Origin of the sequence: Sphingomonas mangrovi (genome assembly GCF_047975845.1) — a bacterium.
Classification (GTDB): domain Bacteria; phylum Pseudomonadota; class Alphaproteobacteria; order Sphingomonadales; family Sphingomonadaceae; genus Sphingomonas.
The window spans coordinates 260,268-279,247 of the sequence record NZ_JBIUCZ010000001.1 but is presented as its reverse complement, the minus strand read 5'-3'; the positions used below and the strand labels follow the sequence as shown (position 1 = coordinate 279,247).

The 18,980-nt window shown below is 68.3% G+C and carries 16 protein-coding genes; 13 read left to right on the top strand and 3 right to left on the bottom strand.

Going from position 1 to position 18,980, the window contains the following annotated elements; all coding sequences use genetic code 11:
- Positions 1-168 precede the first annotated feature (168 nt).
- Complete coding sequence (alaS, locus tag ACBY01_RS01235) at positions 169-2,844, top strand: alanine--tRNA ligase (protein WP_416458928.1); 2,676 nt, start codon at positions 169-171, stop codon at positions 2,842-2,844.
- Between the two features lie 310 nt (positions 2,845-3,154).
- On the opposite strand, the gene ACBY01_RS01230 is transcribed toward alaS, so the two are convergent.
- Together ACBY01_RS01230 and ACBY01_RS01225 are read right to left on the bottom strand one after the other, a co-directional pair.
- Entirely contained in the window at positions 3,155-4,927 is a 1,773-nt protein-coding gene (locus ACBY01_RS01230) for a cation:proton antiporter domain-containing protein (RefSeq protein WP_416458927.1), read from the bottom strand.
- 157 nt (positions 4,928-5,084) lie between these two features.
- Entirely contained in the window at positions 5,085-6,308 is a 1,224-nt protein-coding gene (locus tag ACBY01_RS01225) for an NADP-dependent isocitrate dehydrogenase (protein WP_416458926.1), read from the bottom strand.
- A gap of 136 nt (positions 6,309-6,444) precedes the next feature.
- On the opposite strand from ACBY01_RS01225, the gene ACBY01_RS01220 reads away from it, so the two are divergent.
- Entirely contained in the window at positions 6,445-7,176 is a 732-nt protein-coding gene (locus tag ACBY01_RS01220) for a phosphatidylserine decarboxylase (RefSeq protein WP_416458925.1), read from the top strand.
- A gap of 4 nt (positions 7,177-7,180) precedes the next feature.
- Positions 7,181-7,957, top strand: a complete 777-nt coding sequence (locus ACBY01_RS01215; protein ID WP_416458924.1) for a CDP-alcohol phosphatidyltransferase family protein — start codon at positions 7,181-7,183, stop codon at positions 7,955-7,957.
- Here ACBY01_RS01215 and ACBY01_RS01210 read toward each other — a convergent pair.
- Positions 7,911-8,129, bottom strand: coding sequence for a hypothetical protein (locus ACBY01_RS01210; protein WP_416458923.1), 219 nt, complete (start codon positions 8,127-8,129; stop codon positions 7,911-7,913). The two genes, ACBY01_RS01215 and ACBY01_RS01210, sit on opposite strands and share 47 nt — an antisense overlap.
- 258 nt (positions 8,130-8,387) lie before the next feature.
- Between ACBY01_RS01210 and rpsB the strand changes: the two genes are divergently transcribed.
- The 10 genes from rpsB (at position 8,388) to ACBY01_RS01160 (ending at position 18,978) form a co-directional block, all read left to right on the top strand.
- Positions 8,388-9,215 (top strand): 30S ribosomal protein S2, encoded by an 828-nt coding sequence (gene rpsB, locus ACBY01_RS01205; RefSeq protein ID WP_416458922.1) that lies wholly within the window; start codon positions 8,388-8,390, stop codon positions 9,213-9,215.
- An 87-nt stretch (positions 9,216-9,302) separates the two neighbouring features.
- A complete protein-coding gene (tsf, locus tag ACBY01_RS01200) occupies positions 9,303-10,232 on the top strand; it encodes a translation elongation factor Ts (protein ID WP_416458921.1) in 930 nt (309 codons plus the stop codon).
- Between the two features lie 154 nt (positions 10,233-10,386).
- Positions 10,387-11,115, top strand: coding sequence for a UMP kinase (gene pyrH / locus ACBY01_RS01195; protein ID WP_416458920.1), 729 nt, complete (start codon positions 10,387-10,389; stop codon positions 11,113-11,115).
- A gap of 15 nt (positions 11,116-11,130) precedes the next feature.
- Complete coding sequence (gene frr / locus ACBY01_RS01190) at positions 11,131-11,688, top strand: ribosome recycling factor (protein WP_416458919.1); 558 nt, start codon at positions 11,131-11,133, stop codon at positions 11,686-11,688.
- Between the two features lie 5 nt (positions 11,689-11,693).
- Positions 11,694-12,428 (top strand): isoprenyl transferase, encoded by a 735-nt coding sequence (locus ACBY01_RS01185; RefSeq protein WP_416458952.1) that lies wholly within the window; start codon positions 11,694-11,696, stop codon positions 12,426-12,428.
- Positions 12,425-13,216: a phosphatidate cytidylyltransferase gene (locus ACBY01_RS01180; protein WP_416458918.1), complete on the top strand. Its 792-nt coding sequence runs from the start codon at positions 12,425-12,427 to the stop codon at positions 13,214-13,216. Before ACBY01_RS01185 ends, ACBY01_RS01180 begins: the two co-directional genes overlap by 4 nt.
- Entirely contained in the window at positions 13,213-14,370 is a 1,158-nt protein-coding gene (locus ACBY01_RS01175) for a 1-deoxy-D-xylulose-5-phosphate reductoisomerase (RefSeq protein WP_416458917.1), read from the top strand. The genes ACBY01_RS01180 and ACBY01_RS01175 overlap by 4 nt, the downstream gene beginning before the upstream one ends.
- Positions 14,367-15,491 (top strand): M50 family metallopeptidase, encoded by a 1,125-nt coding sequence (locus ACBY01_RS01170; protein WP_416458916.1) that lies wholly within the window; start codon positions 14,367-14,369, stop codon positions 15,489-15,491. Before ACBY01_RS01175 ends, ACBY01_RS01170 begins: the two co-directional genes overlap by 4 nt.
- A 110-nt stretch (positions 15,492-15,601) precedes the next feature.
- On the top strand, positions 15,602-18,325 hold the full coding sequence (gene bamA / locus ACBY01_RS01165) for an outer membrane protein assembly factor BamA (RefSeq protein ID WP_416458951.1): 2,724 nt from the start codon (positions 15,602-15,604) through the stop codon (positions 18,323-18,325).
- Positions 18,325-18,978, top strand: a complete 654-nt coding sequence (locus tag ACBY01_RS01160) for an OmpH/Skp family outer membrane protein (protein ID WP_416458915.1) — start codon at positions 18,325-18,327, stop codon at positions 18,976-18,978. The genes bamA and ACBY01_RS01160 overlap by 1 nt, the downstream gene beginning before the upstream one ends.
- The last annotated feature ends 2 nt before the right edge of the window (positions 18,979-18,980 follow it).

Genomic DNA, 18,980 nt, shown 5'->3' with positions numbered 1-18,980 from the left:
GCGCAACCAAGGGGAATGCGCCGCCCGGGTCAAGGCGAATGTCCCCGGCGGCCCGGCGCTCCTCGGCCGTGCGCCTTTTTTCCGCCCCGCCGGGAACCTTTTGAAAAGACCCGCAGGCATTGCGCCGGATCGCTTGGCAAGGCAGCGGCTTGGCCCTAATCAGCGCGCATGATCTCGACCAACGATGTTCGCCGCTCGTTCCTCGACTATTTCGAGAAGGAGGGGCACGCGCGCGTCCCGTCCGCGCCGCTGGTGCCGCAGAACGATCCGACGCTGATGTTCGTGAACGCCGGCATGGTCCCGTTCAAGAACGTCTTCACCGGGCTGGAGACGCGCCCCTACAGCACCGCGACCTCGTCGCAGAAGTGCGTCCGCGCCGGCGGCAAGCACAACGACCTCGACAACGTCGGCTACACCGCGCGCCACCACACCTTCTTCGAGATGCTCGGCAACTTTTCGTTCGGCGACTATTTCAAGGATCGCGCGATCGAGCTCGCCTGGAACCTGATCACCCGCGAGTGGGGGATCGCCAAGGACCGGCTGCTCGTCACCGTCTATCACACCGACGATCAGGCGGCCGAGCTGTGGAAGAAGGTCGCCGGCCTGTCCGACGACCGCATCATCCGCATCGCCACCAAGGACAATTTCTGGGCGATGGGCGACGACGGCCCCTGCGGGCCGTGCTCGGAAATCTTCTTCGACCACGGCGATCATATTGCCGGCGGCCCGCCGGGATCGCCCGACGAGGACGGCGATCGGTTCGTCGAGATCTGGAACCTCGTGTTCATGCAGTATCTGCAGGCGTCGAACGAGATCGTCGGCGAACTGCCGCGACCGTCGATCGATACCGGCATGGGGCTGGAGCGCGTGGCGGCGGTGCTGCAGGGCGTCCACGACAACTACGACACCGACACCTTCCGCGCGCTGATCGACGAATCGGGTGCGCTGACCGGCGCGGCCATCGATGGCCCGATGCAGGCGAGCCACCGCATCATCGCCGACCATCTGCGCGCCTCGGGCTTCCTCGTCGCCGACGGGGTGCTGCCGGCCAACGAGGGCCGCGGCTATGTCCTCCGCCGCATCATGCGCCGCGCGATGCGCCACGCCCATCTGCTCGGCGCCAAGCAGCCGCTGGTGCATCGCATGGTGCCGTCGCTGGTCGCCGAGATGGGCGCCGCCTATCCCGATCTCGTCCGCGCCCAGCCGCTGATCGAGGCGACGCTGCTCCAGGAGGAGACGCGCTTCCGCCAGACGCTCGACAAGGGCCTGCGCCTGCTCGACGAGGCGACCGCCGGCATGGCCGCGGGCGACACGCTCGCCGGCGAGACCGCGTTCAAGCTCTACGACACCTTCGGCTTCCCCTACGACCTGACCGAGGACGCGCTGCGCGGCCAGGGGCTGGGCGTCGACCGCGCCGGCTTCGAGGCGGCGATGGCCGAGCAGAAGCGTGCCGCGCGCGCCGCCTGGAAGGGATCGGGCGCCAAGGCCTCGGACGAGGTCTGGTTCGACATCGTCGAGCAGAACGGCGCGACCGAGTTCACCGGCTATGCGACCGCCGAAGGGCAGGGTGAGGTGATCGCGCTGGTCGGCGACGGCGCCCGTGTCGACGCCGCCGAGCCGGGCGAGGAAGTCTTCGTCGTCACCAACCAGACGCCCTTTTATGCCGAAAGCGGCGGTCAGGTCGGCGACAGCGGCACGATCACCACCGACAAGGGCCTGTCGGCGACCGTGCTCGACACGTCCAAGCAGCTCGGCAAGCTCCACGTCCATCGCGCGCGCGTCGATGCCGGCACGCTTGCCGTCGGCGACAGTGTCCATCTGGCGATCGACACCGAGCGTCGCGGGCAGATCCGCGCCAATCACTCGGCCACCCATCTGCTGCACGAGGCGCTGCGCCAGCGGCTTGGCACCCATGTCGCGCAGAAGGGAAGCCTGGTCGCGCCCGAGCGGCTGCGCTTCGACTTCTCGCAGCCGACGCCGGTCACCTCCGACGACCTCGCCGAGGTGGAGACGCGGGTGAACGCGCAGGTGCGCGGCAACGGCAGCGTCACCACCCGGCTGATGACCCCCGACGACGCGATCGCGATGGGCGCGATGGCGCTGTTCGGCGAGAAATACGGCGACGAGGTCCGCGTCGTCTCGATGGGCGAGGATGCCGACGGCACCTATTCGATCGAGCTGTGCGGCGGCACCCACGTCGGTGCGCTGGGCGAAATCGGCGTGTTCAAGATCGTCGGCGAAGGCGCCGTGTCGAGCGGCGTCCGCCGCGTCGAGGCGCTGACCGGCGAGGCGGCGCGTCAGTGGCTCGCCGGCCGTGACGAGAAGCTGCGCGAGGCCGCGGCGGTGCTCAAGGCGACCCCCGACGAAGTGCCGGCGCGAGTCGCGGGGCTGGTCGAGGACCGCCGTCGCCTCGAGCGCGAACTGGCCGAGGCGAAGAAGCCGCGGTGGCTGGCCGGTGGTGCTCCCGTTGCAGTTGGTTATGCAAGCGGCCCCGTCCCCGAGAAGATCGGTGAAATCCAGTTCCTGGGGCACGTCATTGACGGGCTCGACGCCAAGGCACTGCGCGGCGCGGTCGACGAGGCCAAGCAGCGCATCGGTTCGGGCGTGGTCGCGCTGGTCGCGGTCAACGACGGCCGCGCTTCGGTCGCGGTCGGTGTCACCGCCGATCTGGTCGGCAGCCGCAGCGCGGTCGATCTGGTGAAGGCGGCCGTGGCCGCGCTCGGCGGACAGGGCGGCGGCGGCCGTCAAGACATGGCGCAGGGCGGCGGTCCGGATGGCGACAAGGGCGACGCGGCGATCGCCGCGGTCCGCGACGCGCTGGCGCAGGAGCCGGTCGCGGGCTGATCAGTTCCGGTGCTCCCGCGCAGGCGGAAGCCCAGGGTTGGGGGGCCGCCACGGCGGTCGCTTTGCTTGTTCCTGGGTTCCCGCCTGCGCGGGAACACCGCGCGGGCTTGAGCGCAGCTTCCTTTCCGTCCTTGTCTGTCCGACCGACGGGGCGGGGTGGCGACGAGGTAAGGCGCCTTCCATCCCAAACCCGTCATGCCAGCGAAAGCTGGCATCCATTCGCGCTCCGCTCGCGCTTCATGCCGGAGCGGCAATGGATCCTGACTTCCGTCAGGATGACGAAGGACGGGCTCGCTACCCCGCTACGCTGCTAACCCGCCACTTCGCTGCGCCGGGTCCGGCGCAGCCGCGGCTCGCGCTCTAGGCCGGCGCCTTCGCGGATTTCGCGGCGCAGGTCGTCGCGCTTCTCGTGGATCGAGGCGATCACCGGGCCCATCGCCACGCCCATCTCGACCAGCACCGCTTCCGACAGCTGCAGCGAACTCTCGAGCGTCTCCGGCACTGCCTCGGTCGCGCCGGCGGCGTAGAGTTCGGCGGCATGGGTGGCATCGCGGGCGCGCGCGACGATGGTGAGGTCGGGCACCCAGCCGCGGACCCGGCGGACGATCCGCACCGACAGTACCGGCTCGTCCATCGTCAGGATCAGCGCGGTGGCGCGACCGAGGTTAAGGCGGTCGACCAGCTCGGGCCGGACCACGTCGCCGAACAGCACCGGATAGCCGTCGCGCCGCGCGGCGGCGACCGTGTCGATGTTGGACTCCACCGCGATGAAGGGCTTGTCGTGGGCGCGCAGCATGTCGGCGACCATGTGGCCGACGCGGCCGAAGCCGATGATGACCGCGCCGGGACCTTCTGCGGTCGGCTGCGGTTCCTCGACCCCGCTCGACAGGTCGATCTTGCGAGCGGCACGCTTGCCGACCATCGCCAGCAACGGCGTGATCGTCAGCCCGATCGCGGTCACCGTCTGCCAAAAGGCGGCGGTCGAGGGCTGGATCAGCTGCGCCTGCGCGGCGGTGGCGAGCACGATCAGCGTCGTTTCCGAAGGGCTCGCCATCAGCAGGCTGGTCTCGGCAGCGACGCCGCGGCGCACCCGCGCGACGCGGAGCATCGCGCCGGTCACCAGCGCCTTGACGGTCACGACGCCGCCGACCGCGGCCGCCAGCGACAGCCAGTTCTCGGCGATCGAGCGCAGGTCCAGGCTCATGCCGACGGTGATCAGGAACACGCCGAGCGCCAGCCCCTTGAAGGGCGCGGTCATGACCTCAACTTCGGTGTGGTACTCGGTCTCTGCGATCAGCAGCCCGGCGAGCAGCGCCCCGACGATCGGCGAGAGCCCTGCGGCGGTCGTCACCAGGCTGGCGACGATCACCACAAGCAGGCTGGCGGACAGGAACAGCTCCGGACTCTTGGTTCGCGCCGCCTGCGCGAACAGCCGCGGCAGCACCAGCCGCCCGCCGACGAAGAGCCCGGCGACCGCCACCGTGCCCCAGATGAGCGTGTGGATCAGCCCGCTCCATCCGGCGTCCTGCGCGTTGGGGGCGAGTGCGCCGAGCGCGAAGATGATCGGCACCAGCGCCAGATCCTCGAACAGCAGCATCGCAAAGGCATTGCGGCCGACGACACTGGTGGTCCCCGCCATCGGCAGCACCAGCGCCGTCGACGACAGCGCCAGCGCCAGCCCGAGCCCCAGCGCCCCGGCCGATGCCTGGCCTAGCAGGAACAGCGCGCCGCCGATGATCACCCCAGACGCCAGCAGTTCGGCCGCCCCCAGCCCAAACACCTGCCCGCGCATCGCCCACAATCGTCGGAACGACAGCTCCAGGCCGATCGAGAACAGCAGCAGGATGATGCCGAACTCGGCGATGGGATCGATCGAATGCCGGTCGCTGATCGTGACGTAGAACAGCCACGGGAAGCGGTCGACGAGCGCACCGAGGCCACCCGGGCCGACCAGCACGCCGACCAGGATGAAGCCGATCACCGGATTGACGCGGAACCGCGCGAAGGCGGGGATGACGAGCCCCGCCGCCCCCAGAATGACGAGGGAATCGCTAAACGGCGCCGAATCGATCGGAAGAGGCATGGCCCCTTTGTTGCGGATGGCGCGGCCGATGCCAACGCCGCGGCGGCAGCTTTCCGTAGATCGGCGCCGCGATCGACAAGCCCGGACGGGGAAAGCGCCATGAAAAAGGGCCGGCGGATCGCTCCGCCGGCCCTTTCGCTGTCGTCCGATCCGAAGATCAGGCGCCGATGGCACCCATCTTGGTTTCCAGGTTGACGCGGATCGCCTCGAAGAACTGCTCCGTGGTCATCCACGGCTGATCCGGGCCGATCAGGATCGCGAGATCCTTGGTCATCTGGCCGTTCTCGACCGTCTCGATGCAGACGCGCTCCAGCGTCTCGGCGAACTGCGTCACCTCGGGCGTGCCGTCGAACTTGCCGCGGTACTTGAGGCCGCCGGTCCACGCGAAGATCGACGCGATCGGGTTGGTCGAGGTCGCCTTGCCCTGCTCGTGCTGGCGATAGTGGCGGGTGACGGTGCCGTGCGCCGCTTCCGCCTCGATCGTCTTGCCGTCCGGGGTCATCAGCACCGAGGTCATTAGGCCCAGCGAGCCGAAGCCCTGCGCCACCTGGTCCGACTGCACGTCGCCGTCGTAGTTCTTGCAGGCCCAGACGAACTCGCCGTTCCACTTGAGCGCGGAGGCAACCATGTCGTCGATCAGGCGGTGCTGGTAGACGATGCCGGCGGCCTGGAACTGATCCTTGAACTCGGTCGCGAACACTTCCTCGAAGATGTCCTTGAACCGGCCGTCATAGGCCTTGAGGATGGTGTTCTTGGTCGACAGGTACACCGGCCAGCCGCGGCCCAGGCCATAGTTCATCGACGCGCGCGCGAAGTCGCGGATCGATTCGTCGAGGTTGTACATGCCCATCGCGACGCCGGCGGCCGGGAAGTCGAACACTTCCTCCTCGATGGTCTCGCCGTTCTCGCCTTCCCACTTCATGGTCAGCTTGCCCTTGCCGGGCACCTTGAAGTCGGTGGCCTTGTACTGGTCGCCGAACGCGTGACGGCCGACGACGATCGGGTGCGTCCAGCCCGGGATCAGCCGCGGCACGTTGCTGATGACGATCGGCTCGCGGAAGACCACGCCGCCCAGGATGTTGCGGATCGTGCCGTTGGGCGAACGCCACATCTTCTTGAGGCCGAATTCCTCGACGCGCGCCTCGTCCGGGGTGATCGTGGCGCACTTCACGCCGACGCCGTACTTCTGGATCGCCTTGGCCGAATCGACCGTGATCTTGTCGTCGGTCTCGTCGCGCTTCTGGATGCCCAGGTCGTAATATTCGAGGTCGATGTCGAGGTAGGGGAGGATCAGCCGCTCGCGGATCCAAGCCCAGATGATGCGGGTCATTTCGTCGCCGTCGATCTCCACGACGGGCGTCTTCACCTTGATCTTGGCCATGATCTCGCTTTCCGTGTTAGCTGGCAGGAAGGGATGGCCCTGCGTCTAGGAGCAAGCCGGGCGGCGATCAACCGGGGCGGCGCGCCGGAGCCGCGGCTTGTTGTCAGGCGCAGGGCACGCGGGTACACCCGCCCGCATGGCATCTCTTGAAAAGCCGCCGATCGTGACGACGACGGTGAAATGGCGCTGGCCCTCGATCCATCCCGAGGGGCGCAAATATGTGGCGATCTCCGCGGTCGTCGCCGCGATCTTCCTGTTCTTCGTGTGGGACGAACTCGGCTTCGCGCTGGTCGGCTTCACCATCTGGGTGGCGGCGTTCTTCCGCGATCCCGTTCGCGTGACGCCGCAGGGCGCCGACCTGATCGTGGCGCCGGCCGACGGCCTCGTGACGATGATCGAGCGCGTGCCGCTGCCGCCCGAGCTGCGCGGGCCCAACGGGCTCGGCGAAGCGCCGCTGGTACGCGTGTCGATCTTCATGAGCGTGTTCGACGTCCACATCAACCGATCGCCGATCGCCGGCACGGTGCGCCAGGTGGTCTATATCTCGGGCAAGTTCCTCAACGCCGACCTCAACAAGTCAAGCGACGAGAACGAGCGCCAGCACATCGTAGTCGAGGACATGTACGGCCGCCGCATCGGCTTCACCCAGATCGCCGGCCTCGTCGCGCGTCGCATCGTCGGCTTCGTCAAGCCCGGCGACATCATCGCCGCCGGCCAGCGCGTCGGCCTGATCCGCTTCGGCAGCCGCGTCGATGTGTTTCTTCCCGACGGCATCGAGCCGCAGGTGATCCTGGGCCAGCGCACCATCGCCGGCGAAACCATTCTCGGCCGCCCCGCGGTGCCGGCGCCCGCCGGCGTGGCGCAGTAAGCCGATGCGTCCGCTCCGTCCCGCGCGCGGCATCCCGCTGCGCGCCGTCGCGCCCAACGCGGTCACCGCGCTGGCGCTGTGCTCGGGCCTCACCGGCATCCGCTTCGCCATTTCGGGCGAGTGGGAACGTGCGATCATCATGATCCTGATCGCCGGCGTCCTTGATGGCCTCGACGGCCGCATCGCGCGTCTCGTTCGCGGCCAGAGCCGCTTCGGGGCCGAGCTCGACTCGCTTTCCGACGCGATCTCGTTCGGCGTGTCGCCGGCACTGATCCTCTATCTCTGGTCGCTCGGGTCGGCGCCGCGGGTCGGATGGCTGTGCGCGCTGGTCTATGCCGTGTTCTGCGCGCTCCGCCTCGCGCGGTTCAACGCCCAGATCGACGTGGTCGAGCAACCGCACAAATCGGCGGGGTTCCTCACCGGCATTCCCGCGCCGGCCGGGGCCGGGATGGCGATGCTGCCGATCTACGTCTGGCTGTGGTCGGGCGAGGCGCTGTTCCGCTCGCCGTGGGTGGTGGCGCCGTGGGTCGCGTTCGTCGCCTTCCTAATGGTGTCGAGCCTCGCGACCTACAGCTGGTCGTCGCTCAAGCTGCGTCGCAACATCCGCTTCGAGGCGATCGGCGGGGTGGTGATCGTCGCCGCGGCGCTCGTCTCGGCACCGTGGCAGACGCTCACCGTCGTGTGCCTGGGCTATCTCACCACGCTGCCGTTCAGCATCCGCAGCTACCGCCGGGTCAGGCGGCTGCGCGAAGCGTCCGAGCCGTCGCCCGCTGGCGGATGAGGTTGCGGCGCGAGGTCAGCCGCACCGCCGGCAGGCGTTCCCTCGGCACCTCGGGCCCGTAGCGCAGCAGCCGGACGATCCGTTCCCACTGCGGGGCGACGGTGGCGACGATGGTGGAGATCGCCACAGAGAAGGTGAGGGCGAAGAGCAGCGAAGCAAGCATACTGGCCATGAACAACCTCCGGGCGCTTGTCGGAACGCGGTAACGCCCTGTTAACAAAGGAGCGAGGTGCCGCGTTTGTTCCGAAATCCTGTTGTGACCACCGTATGTTCCACTTCCGTTCCTTGTGTCAACCATTGATCTCTTGAAGGGGCTGGGCTAAGCGCGCCGCCTCAACCCCGCATGGGAAGCGCACATACCGGTGTCCGCACGGCCTGAGGCCAATCGGATTCCTGCTTCCCAGAGGCTCAACCGGAAGGAGTTATCCCTATGGCGGCACCTGTCGTCTCCATGCAGCAGCTGCTCGAATCGGGCGCGCACTTCGGTCACCAGACCCACCGCTGGAACCCGAAGATGAAGCCGTACATCTTCGGCGACCGCAACGGTGTCCACATCCTCGACCTCTCGCAGACCGTGCCGCTGTTCGCGCGCGCGCTCGAGTTCGTGTCGTCGACCGTCGCTTCGGGCGGCAAGGTCCTGTTCGTCGGTACCAAGCGCCAGGCGCAGGAGCCGATCGCCGACGCCGCGCGCAAGGCGGGCCAGCACTTCGTCAACCACCGCTGGCTGGGCGGCATGCTCACCAACTGGAAGACGATCTCGCAGTCGATCAAGCGCCTCAAGACCCTGGAAGAGCAGCTGTCGGGCGACACGCACGGCCTCACCAAGAAGGAAGTGCTGCAGCTGACCCGCGAGCGCGACAAGCTCGAGCTGTCGCTGGGCGGCATCCGCGACCTGGGCGGCATCCCGGACATCATGTTCGTGATCGACGCCAACAAGGAAGAGCTGGCGATCAAGGAAGCCAACACGCTCGGCATCCCCGTCGTCGCGATCCTCGATTCGAACGTGTCGCCGGACGGCATCGCCTTCCCGGTGCCGGCGAACGACGACGCGAGCCGCGCGATCCGCCTCTACTGCGAAGCGGTGGCGATCGCCGCGACCCGCGGTGGCCAGCAGCAGATGCAGCAGGCCGATTTCGACGTCGGCGCGATGGAAGAGCCGCCGGTCGAGGAAGCGCTGAACACGGCCGATCCGGAGCATCCTGCTGCCGCCAACGAGCCGGCCACGGCCGCCGAGGGCGAGCGCCAGCTCGACGCCTGATCGACATCGATCGACGATATCCGGGCGGGGCGGGGCGCGAAGCCATGCCTCGCCCGTAGTTTTAGCTGAGACAGAAGGAGCCACCACATGGCAGAGATCACCGCCGCCGCCGTCAAGGAACTGCGCGAGCGTTCGGGCGCGGGCATGATGGATTGCAAGAAGGCGCTGTCCGAGAACGGCGGCGACATGGAAGCCGCGGTCGACTGGCTGCGCACCAAGGGCCTCGCCGCCGCCGCCAAGAAGTCCAGCCGCACCGCGGCCGAGGGTCTGGTCGGCGTCGCCGTCGCGGGCACCAAGGGTGCCGCGGTCGAGGTCAACTCGGAGACCGATTTCGTCGCCAAGAACGACCAGTTCCAGGCGTTTGTTCGCGAAGTGACCCAGGTCGCACTCTCGGTCGGCGACGATGTCGAGGCGATCAAGACGGCGGCGATGCCGTCGGGCACCACCGTCGGTGACGTGCTGACCCACAACATCGCCACCATCGGCGAGAACCAGTCGATCCGTCGCGCCAAGCGCCTCGAAGTCGCCCAGGGCGCGATCGTTCCCTACGTCCACAACGCCGCCTCGGCCGGCCTGGGCAAGATCGGCGTGCTGGTCGCGCTGGAGAGCGATGCGGGCGCCGACGTGCTCGAGCCGCTGGGCAAGCAGATCGCGATGCACATCGCGGCCGCCTTCCCGCTGGCGTTGGACGAGAACGGCCTCGATCAGGACGTGCTGGAGCGCGAGCGCCAGATCGCGACCGAGAAGGCTGCGGAGTCGGGCAAGCCGGCCGAGATCATCGCCAAGATGGTCGACGGCTCGGTGAAGAAGTTCGCCAAGGAGAACGCGCTTCTCTCGCAGCTGTTCGTGATGGACAACAAGACCCCGATCGCGGACGTGGTCGCCAAGGCGGGCAAGGACGCCGGCACCACGATCGTGCTGAAGGACTATGTCCGCTTCCAGCTCGGCGAAGGCATCGAGAAGGAAGAGAGCGACTTCGCAGCCGAAGTGGCGGCGACCGCCGGCATCTCGAAGTAACGCGCGAAACCGCGTGTGAAGGGCGGGCGCGGCCACTCCGGTGGCCGCGCCCGTCGTCGCATTCACGGGATCTGCACGGCATCTGCGCTTGGCATCGCAGGCGCCCCGGCCTAAGGTTCGCGCCGCTTCCCGAACCCCTCACGTACAAGGTGTCATGACCCTGCCTCGCTTCGATCGCATCCTTCTGAAACTCTCGGGCGAGGTCCTGATGGGACCGGGACAGTTCGGTATCGACCCCGCCACCTGCGACCGCGTCGCGCGCGAGGTGAAGGCGGCCCGCGACGAGGGGCACGAACTGTGTCTGGTCGTCGGCGGCGGCAACATCTTCCGCGGCCTGGCAGGCGCGGCGCAGGGCTTCGACCGCGCCAGCGCCGATTACATGGGCATGCTGGCCACCGTGATGAACGCGCTGGCGATGCAGAACGCGCTGGAGCGGATCGGCGTCGAGACCCGCGTCCAGTCGGCGATCCCGATGGCGTCAGTGTGCGAGCCGTACATCCGCCGCCGCGCCGTGCGGCACATGGAAAAGGGCCGGGTGGTGATCTTCGCCGCCGGCACCGGCAGCCCGTTCTTCACCACCGACACCACCGCCGCGCTTCGCGCGGCCGAAATGGGCTGCAGCGCGCTCTTCAAGGGCACCAGCGTCGACGGCGTCTATGATGCCGATCCCAAGAAGGTGCCGGACGCCAAGCGCTACGATACGCTGAGCTTCGGCCGCGTGCTTGCCGACGACCTGAAGGTCATGGACGCGAGCGCCGTCGCGCTGTGCCGCGACAACGATATCCCGATCGTCGTGTTCAACATCCGCGACGAAGGAAACCTGGCCGCCGTGCTGCGCGGCGAGGGGACCGCGACGGTCGTCCAGAACCAGAACAACGCTTGAACAGGAGCCGGATTGATGGCTGCATATGACAAGGCCGACCTCGAACGCCGCATGGCCGGCGCGGTCGAGGCGCTGAAGGGCGATCTGTCGGGTCTGCGGACCGGCCGCGCCTCCACCTCGCTGCTCGATCCGGTGACGGTCGAGGTGTACGGCGCGCACATGCCGCTCAACCAGGTCGCGACTGTTTCGGCGCCCGAGCCGCGGATGCTGTCGGTGCAGGTGTGGGACAAGTCGAACGTCGGCCCGGCCGACAAGGCGATCCGCTCGGCAGGACTGGGCCTCAACCCGATCGTCGACGGCCAGACGCTACGCCTGCCGATCCCCGACCTGACCGAGGAGCGCCGCAAGGAGCTCGCCAAGCTTGCCGGCCAATATGCCGAAAAGGCGCGGATCGCGGTGCGCAACGTCCGCCGCGACGGCATGGACAGCCTGAAGGCCGACGAGAAGAAGGGCGTCCTGTCCGAGGACGAGCGCAAGCGCCACGAGACCGAGGTGCAGAAGCTCACCGACGCGACGGTCGCCGACATCGATGCCACCGCCGACGCCAAGGAAAAGGAAATCCTGGGCAAGTGAGGTCGCTGGCAGCCCCGCTGCCGGCGTCGGGGGGGACGGGCGCGGCGATCCCGCGTCACGTCGCGATCATCATGGACGGGAACGGTCGCTGGGCGAAGGCCCGGCGGCTGCCGCGCATCGCCGGCCACCGTCAGGGGGTCGAGGCGGTGCGGCGCACCGCACGCGCCGCACGCGAGCTCGGCATCGAGGCGCTCACCCTCTACGCCTTCTCGTCGGAGAACTGGCGCCGGCCCGAGGAAGAGGTCGGCGACCTCATGGGGCTGCTGCGCCACTTCCTGCGCAGCGAGATCGACGAACTCGCGCGCGAGAATGTCCGGCTGCACATCCTGGGGGACTGGCAGCGTCTGTCTCCCGATCTCGTCCGGCTGATCGAGGATGCGATCGCCCGCACCGCGCACAACACCGGCAGCCAGTTGGCGATCGCCCTGAACTATGGCGCGCAGGCGGAGATCGCCGCGGCAGCGCGAACGCTCGCCCGCCGGGTGCGCGACGGCGAGATGGCGGTCGAGGCGATCGACGAGGCTGCGATCGAGCGCCAGCTCACCACCCGCGAGCTGCCGCCGCTCGACCTGATGATCCGCACCTCGGGCGAAGTGCGCCTGTCGAACTTCCTGCTGTGGCAGGCGGCCTATGCCGAGCTGCTGTTCGTCGACACGCTGTGGCCCGACTTCGGCGCCGACGCGCTCGCCGACGCCATCGGGCGCTTCGGCCAGCGGCAGCGCCGCTTCGGTGGCCTGTGACCGACCAGCCGCCGCCGCCGCGGCGCTCCGATCTGGGTATCCGCGCGGTCGCCGGGGTCGCGATGATCGCCATCGCTGGCGTCGCGCTGTGGGCGGGCGGGTTCGTCTACTGGCTGCTGATCGCGGTCGCTGCGCTGTTCATGATGGCCGAATGGGCGGACCTGCACCACGTCGCTTATAACGACAAGCGGCTCGCCCAGTTCGCGCTGTTCGTGCCGGTCTCGATCATGGCGCCGATCGCCGCCGGGCCGGGGTTCCTGGCGCTCGGCATGATCGCGGGCGCGGCGTTCTTCACCGTCATCATCACCCGCCGCCCGGGGCTGGCGCACGGCCTCCTCTATGTCGGACTGCCGGTGCTGGCGCTGCTGCTGCTGCGCGGTCAGCCGGACGGGCTGCTGCTGAGCTTCTGGGCGATGGCGCTGGTCTGGGCGTGCGACATCGGCGCCTATTTCGCCGGCCGCAGCATCGGTGGACCCAAGCTCGCGCCGACGATCAGCCCCAACAAGACCTGGGCCGGGCTGATCGGCGGCGTGCTGGCCGCGACCGTGTTCGGCGCGGCCCTTCAATATGCAGGGTTGCCGCTCCACCTGGTGCTGGCGACGCCGCTGCTCGCGGTGCTCGCGCAGATGGGCGATCTCTACGAGAGCCAGCTCAAGCGCCGGGCGGGGGTCAAGGACTCTGGCAACGTCCTGCCGGGGCATGGCGGCGTTCTGGACCGGCTCGATGGGCTGGTCCCGGTCGCGTCGGCCGCCGCGCTGATGGTCGAGCTCGCAAAGATCACGCCATGAAACGCGTCACCATATTGGGGGCGACGGGGTCGATCGGCACCTCGACGCTCGACCTGATCGTCCGTGCGCCCGACCAGTTCGAGGTGCTGGCGCTTACCGCCCATCGCGACGTGAAGGGGCTGGCGGAGGCTGCGCTCCGGACTCGCGCCCGTCGCGCCGTGGTCGCCGATCCCGCGTGCTTCGATGCGCTGCGCGACGCGCTCGCCGGTAGCGAGGTCGAGGCGGCGGCGGGCGCGGAGGCGGTTGCCGAGGCCGCGGCGATGCGCGCCGACTGGACGATGGCGGCGATCGTCGGCACCGCGGGGCTCCGCCCGGTGATGGCCGCGCTCGAAGCCGGCGGCACCGTCGCGCTTGCCAACAAGGAGGCGCTGGTGTCCGCCGGCGACGTCGCCACCGCCGCTGCGCGCACCCACGGCGCGACGCTGCTGCCCGTCGATTCCGAGCACAACGCGATCTTCCAGTGCTTCGACTTCGCCGCGCCCGAGCGGGTGCGCCGCGTCGTGCTCACCGCCAGCGGCGGGCCGTTCCGCGAATGGCCGGCCGAGGCGATGCGCGCGATCACGCCCGAGCAGGCGGTGGCGCATCCCAACTGGTCGATGGGCGCGAAGATCTCGGTCGATTCCGCGACGATGATGAACAAGGGGCTGGAGCTGATCGAGGCGTACCACCTCTTCCCGGTCGCGGCCGAGCAGCTCGACGTCATCGTCCATCGCCAGTCGGTGGTGCATTCGATGGTCGAATATGTCGACGGATCGGTGCTGGCGCAGATGGGCACGCCGGACATGCGTACGCCGATCGCCCACACGCTCGCCTGGCCGGACCGGATGGCGACGCCGTGCGCGCCGCTCGACCTCGCGGCGATCGGCCGGCTCGACTTCGAGCCCGCCGACTTCGCGCGCTTCCCGGCGCTGGCGCTGGCGCGCGCCGCGCTTGCTGCCGGCGGCGCCCGCCCGGCCATCCTCAACGCCGCCAACGAGGTTGCGGTCGCCGCCTTCCTGCAGGGACAAATCGGGTTCCTCGAAATTGCCGCAATCGTCAGCGATACGCTGGAGCGCTACGACCCGGCCGCGCCGGAGACGCTCGACGCGGTGTTCGCCGTCGACGGCGAGGCGCGGCGATTGGCGGGAGAGCGTGTGAAGGATCGCGTGATTTGATCGAGAGCCCGGGCTTTCTGCTGAGCGTGCTCGCCTTCCTGCTGGTGCTGGGACCGCTCGTCTTCGTCCACGAACTCGGCCACTATCTCGCGGGCCGGCGGTTCGGGGTGAAGGTGGAAGCCTTTTCGATCGGTTTCGGCCGCGAGATCGGCGGCTTCACCGACCGGCACGGTACCCGCTGGAAATTCGGATGGCTGCCGCTGGGCGGCTATGTCCGCTTCGCCGGGGACATGAACCCCGCCGGCCAGCCCGACGCCGAGTGGCTGTCGCTGCCCGCAGCCGAGCGCAGCCGCACCTTTCAGGCCAAGCCGTTGTGGCAGCGCGCGATCATCGTCGCGGCGGGCCCCCTCATCAACTTCGCCGTCGCGATCCTGATCCTCGCCGGCTTCGCGCTCGCCTATGGCCAGAGCCGCACGCCGCCGACGATCGGACTGGTTGCACCGGGCAGCGCCGCGGCGACCGCCGGGCTGCAGCCGGGCGACCGCATCCTGTCGATGGGCGGACGCGGCGTCGACACCTTCGACGACATCGCCCGCTATACCCGCATCCGTCCGGGGGCGGTCAGCAGCGTTCGTCTGGAGCGCGATGGCGAGACCCGCGCGGTCGAGGTGACCCTGGGCACGACGATCGAGAAGGATCGGTTCGGCCACGTCTTCAAGCTCGGGCAGCTCGGGATCGGCCCCGCCGGTCGCGTCGTAGAGCCCGTCGGCGTATTTGAGGCGCCGGTCGTGGCGGTGCGGCAGACCGGGCAGATGCTCGGCATGATGGTCGACACGCTCTGGCAGATCGTCAGCGGTCGGCGCTCGGTGTCGGAGCTCGGCGGGCCGATCAGCATCGCGCGCGCTTCGGGCGAGCAGTTCGTGCTGGGGCCGCAGGCGTTCGTCTTCCTCATCGCGCTGATCTCGATTAATCTGGGATTCATCAACCTCTTGCCAGTTCCGATGCTGGATGGCGGCCATCTCCTGTTCTACGCGATCGAGGCGGTGCGTCGGCGGCCGACCGACCCGCGGGTGGTGGAATGGGCGTTCCGTGGCGGGGTGATGGCGATTCTGGCATTGATGCTTCTGGTGACGGCGAACGATCTCGGGTCGCTGGGATTGTGGCGCGGCTTGATCGGGTGAACGGGTTAGGGCAGGGCGGACGCGATCCGCATGCCGTGTGTTGTACGGCTTACCGACTGGGGTGGGATGTGACGAAGGTTTCCAACTACGGCGTGCGCGCGACCGTACTGATGGCAGGGACGATGCTGTCGGGTGTTGCGATGGCGCAGACGACGCCGGCTGCTCCCGGTCGTGCTCCGGCAGCGCAGGCCCCGCAGGCCGCGCCCGCGGGCTCTCCCCCGGTCGTGGTGGCGGCGCCGGTGCGCACCATCCGCACGCTCACCGTCCGCGGTTCGCAGCGCATCGAGCCGGACACGGTGCTTTCCTACACGAAGCTGCGCGTGGGTCAGCCCTACACGACCGAAAGCCTCGACCAGGCGATCGTCGACCTGCTCGCCTCGGACCTGCTCGCCGACGCGCAGATCGAGGGCGTCGAGACCGGCGACATCGTTGTCGTGGTGCGCGAGAACCCGATCATCAACCGCGTGGTGCTGGAGGGCAACAAGCGGCTGAAGGACGACAAGATCACCAAGGAGATCAAGCTCGCGCCGCGGCAGATCTTCACCCGCACCGCCGTTCGCGCCGACGTGGCGCGCATCGTCGAGCTGTATCGCCGCCAGGGCCGCTTCGCCGCCTCGGTTGAGCCGCAGATGGTCATGCTCGACCAGAACCGCGTCGACGTGGTGTTCGAGATCAACGAGGGACCCAAAAGCAAGGTCCGTCAGATCAACATCATCGGCAATGAGGAATATTCGGACGACGATCTCCGCAAGGAGATGTACACCAAGCAGTCGCGTCTGTTCCGCATCTTCAGCTCGAACACCAGCTACGACCAGGACCGGCTCGCCGCCGACCAGCAGAAGCTGCGCCAGTTCTATCTGACCGAGGGTTATGCCGATTTCCGCGTGATCTCCGCGGTGGCCGAGCTTACCCCGGACAAGCGCGACTTCATCATCACCTACGTGGTCGAGGAAGGTCCGCGCTACAAGTTCGGCGACGTGACCGTCGACAGCGCGATCCGCGACTTCGACGGTGAGAAGCTCGCCAAGACGCTGCCGATGAAGAAGGGCGACTGGTACAACGCCAAGCTGGTCGAGGATTCGATCGACAGCCTGAGCGAATATACCGGCCTCTACGGCTACGCCTTCACCGACGTTCGCCCCGAGTTCCAGCGCGACCGCGAAGCGCTGACGATGGGGATCAACTTCTTCGTCGGCGAAGCGAACCGGACCTATGTCGAGCGCATCGACATCACCGGCAACACGCAGACGCAGGACAAGGTGATCCGGCGCGAGATGCGCGTCGCCGAGGGCGATGCGTTCAACGCCTTCCTGGTCAAGCGCTCGCAGGATCGCATCAACTCGCTGGGCTATTTCCAGGACAAGTTCGAGATCAAGCAGCAGCAGGGCTCGACCCCCGACCGGATCGTGCTTGCCGCGAACGTCGAGGAGAAGTCGACGGGCGAGCTGTCGCTGTCGGCAGGCTTCTCCAGCCTGGAGCGCTTCATCCTTCAGGCATCGATCCGGCAGAACAACTTCCGCGGCAAGGGGCAGACGCTCCAGGCCAGCGCGCAATATTCGAGCTATTCGAAGTCGATCGAGCTGGGCTTCACCGAGCCCTATCTGTTCGACAAGAACATCGCGCTGGGCGGCACGCTGTTCCGCCGCGACTACAACTCGTTCAACTACTACAACAGCGATCGCAACACGACCTACTCGAACGTGTCGACGGGCGGTACGCTGGTCATGGGCGTGCCCCTGACCGAATATTGGCAGCTGTCCGGCCGCTACACGCTGTCGCAGGACGACGTGTCGCTGGACGAGGGCACGTTCTTCACCAACGGCGCCTGCGATCCGTTGAAGGCGGGCCGCTACCTCTGCGAAGCGATCGGCAATCGCCTGACCTCCTCGGTCGGCGTGTCGCTGATCTACGACAGCCTCAACAGCCGGCTGCGTCCGACGCGCGGCAGCCGCCTGGTGCTCGGCGGCGACTTCGCCGGTCTCGGCGGCGACGTGCGCTACATCCGCGGCCGCTTCGACGGCGACAAATACTGGAATTTCGGCGGCTGGGTGCTCTCGGCAGGGCTTGAGGGCGGCTACATCCACGCGCTGCAGAAGAGCCCGGGCGAAGGCATCGATGCGATCCGCATCACCGATCGCTTCCTGCTCGGTCAGCCGCAGTTCCGCGGCTTCGACATCCGCGGCGTCGGTCCGCGCGTGCGGCGTACCTATCTGACCGGCGATGTCGGCTCGGGCACCCAGATGATGGATACCGAGAACCGCTACGACGACGCGCTGGGCGGCAAGGCCTATTACCTCGGCAAGCTCGAGCTCGAGCCGCCGCTCGGCTCGGGTATCTCCGAGCTCGGCCTGCGGCCGTCGATCTTCATGCAGTTCGGTGCGCTGTTCGACCTCAAGCGGCCGCGCCCGACCGCAGAGTTCGAACAGGCGACCGACGCGAGCGGAAACCTGCTGTTCAACAAGGACGGCTCGCCGTCGCTGCTGCCGCTGGCGCAGCCGATCAAGACCAACGACGGACAGCAGTTGTACCTCAACAGCTTCACCAACTCGTCGGGTCAGCTCGCGACGCGGTACACGACCTGCTCGACCGGCTATTCGGCCACCTATGGCGGGGCCTGCGCCGGCGGCGACACCAACACGATCGCGGTCAACCCCATCTCGCCGTTCATCGAGGAGTATCTCGGAGACTCGTGGAAGCCGCGCCTGTCCGTGGGCGTCGGCGTCAACTGGAACTCGCCGTTCGGCCCGCTGCGGATCGACGTGGCCAAGGCGTTGCTCAAGGAGAAGGGCGACGACGCCCGGCTCATCACCTTCAACGTAGGGACTCAATTCTGATGCGTAGCTTCACCAAGGCGGCGCTCGCCGCACTCGTCACCGTGTCCGCCACCTCGGTCGCCTCGCCCGCGTTCGCGCAGGTTCAGGGCCTCGGCGTCGTCGATCTGCAGGAAGCGGTGCGCCGCTCCAACGCCTTCACGACGGCGATGACGCAGATCCAGACCACCTACAAGGCGCAGATCGACCAGGCGAACACCCGCCGCACCGCGATCCAGAACGAGCTGAAGCCCCAGGTCGACGCGTTCGAGGCCGCGCGCCGCGCCCCCAATGCCAACCAGCAGGCGCTGCAGACTCAGTATCAGGGCATCCAGCAGCGCGAGCAGACCGCGCAGCAGGAGCTGGGCCGCATCCTCGAGCCCGTCCAGCGCGCCCAGGCCTATGTCAACGAGCAGATCGTCCGCCAGCTCGAGCCGGCGCTCGACCGCGTGATGACCAAGCGTCGCCTGTCGGTGATCCTGCCCCCCGACGCGACCGTGAAGTCGCTTCCGGCCGCTCAGGTGACCAACGACCTGATCGCCGAGCTCAACAGCTCGGTGCCGAGCGTGCAGATCACCCCGCCGGCCGGCTGGCAGCCGGGTGGCCAGCAGGCGGCACCGGCAGCCGCCGCAGCCCCGGCGGCTGCGCCCGCGACGACGAAGCCGCGGGGCCGCTGATC

Excerpts from the sequence above, each read along its gene's own strand:
- alaS (WP_416458928.1), top strand. The coding sequence starts at position 169 with ATGATCTCGACCAACGATGTTCGCCGCTCGTTCCTCGACTATTTCGAG.
- ACBY01_RS01230 (WP_416458927.1), bottom strand. The coding sequence starts at position 4,927 with ATGCCTCTTCCGATCGATTCGGCGCCGTTTAGCGATTCCCTCGTCATT.
- ACBY01_RS01225 (WP_416458926.1), bottom strand. The coding sequence starts at position 6,308 with ATGGCCAAGATCAAGGTGAAGACGCCCGTCGTGGAGATCGACGGCGAC.
- ACBY01_RS01220 (WP_416458925.1), top strand. The coding sequence starts at position 6,445 with ATGGCATCTCTTGAAAAGCCGCCGATCGTGACGACGACGGTGAAATGG.
- ACBY01_RS01215 (WP_416458924.1), top strand. The coding sequence starts at position 7,181 with ATGCGTCCGCTCCGTCCCGCGCGCGGCATCCCGCTGCGCGCCGTCGCG.
- ACBY01_RS01210 (WP_416458923.1), bottom strand. The coding sequence starts at position 8,129 with ATGGCCAGTATGCTTGCTTCGCTGCTCTTCGCCCTCACCTTCTCTGTG.
- rpsB (WP_416458922.1), top strand. The coding sequence starts at position 8,388 with ATGGCGGCACCTGTCGTCTCCATGCAGCAGCTGCTCGAATCGGGCGCG.
- tsf (WP_416458921.1), top strand. The coding sequence starts at position 9,303 with ATGGCAGAGATCACCGCCGCCGCCGTCAAGGAACTGCGCGAGCGTTCG.
- pyrH (WP_416458920.1), top strand. The coding sequence starts at position 10,387 with ATGACCCTGCCTCGCTTCGATCGCATCCTTCTGAAACTCTCGGGCGAG.
- frr (WP_416458919.1), top strand. The coding sequence starts at position 11,131 with ATGGCTGCATATGACAAGGCCGACCTCGAACGCCGCATGGCCGGCGCG.
- ACBY01_RS01175 (WP_416458917.1), top strand. The coding sequence starts at position 13,213 with ATGAAACGCGTCACCATATTGGGGGCGACGGGGTCGATCGGCACCTCG.
- bamA (WP_416458951.1), top strand. The coding sequence starts at position 15,602 with ATGGCAGGGACGATGCTGTCGGGTGTTGCGATGGCGCAGACGACGCCG.
- ACBY01_RS01160 (WP_416458915.1), top strand. The coding sequence starts at position 18,325 with ATGCGTAGCTTCACCAAGGCGGCGCTCGCCGCACTCGTCACCGTGTCC.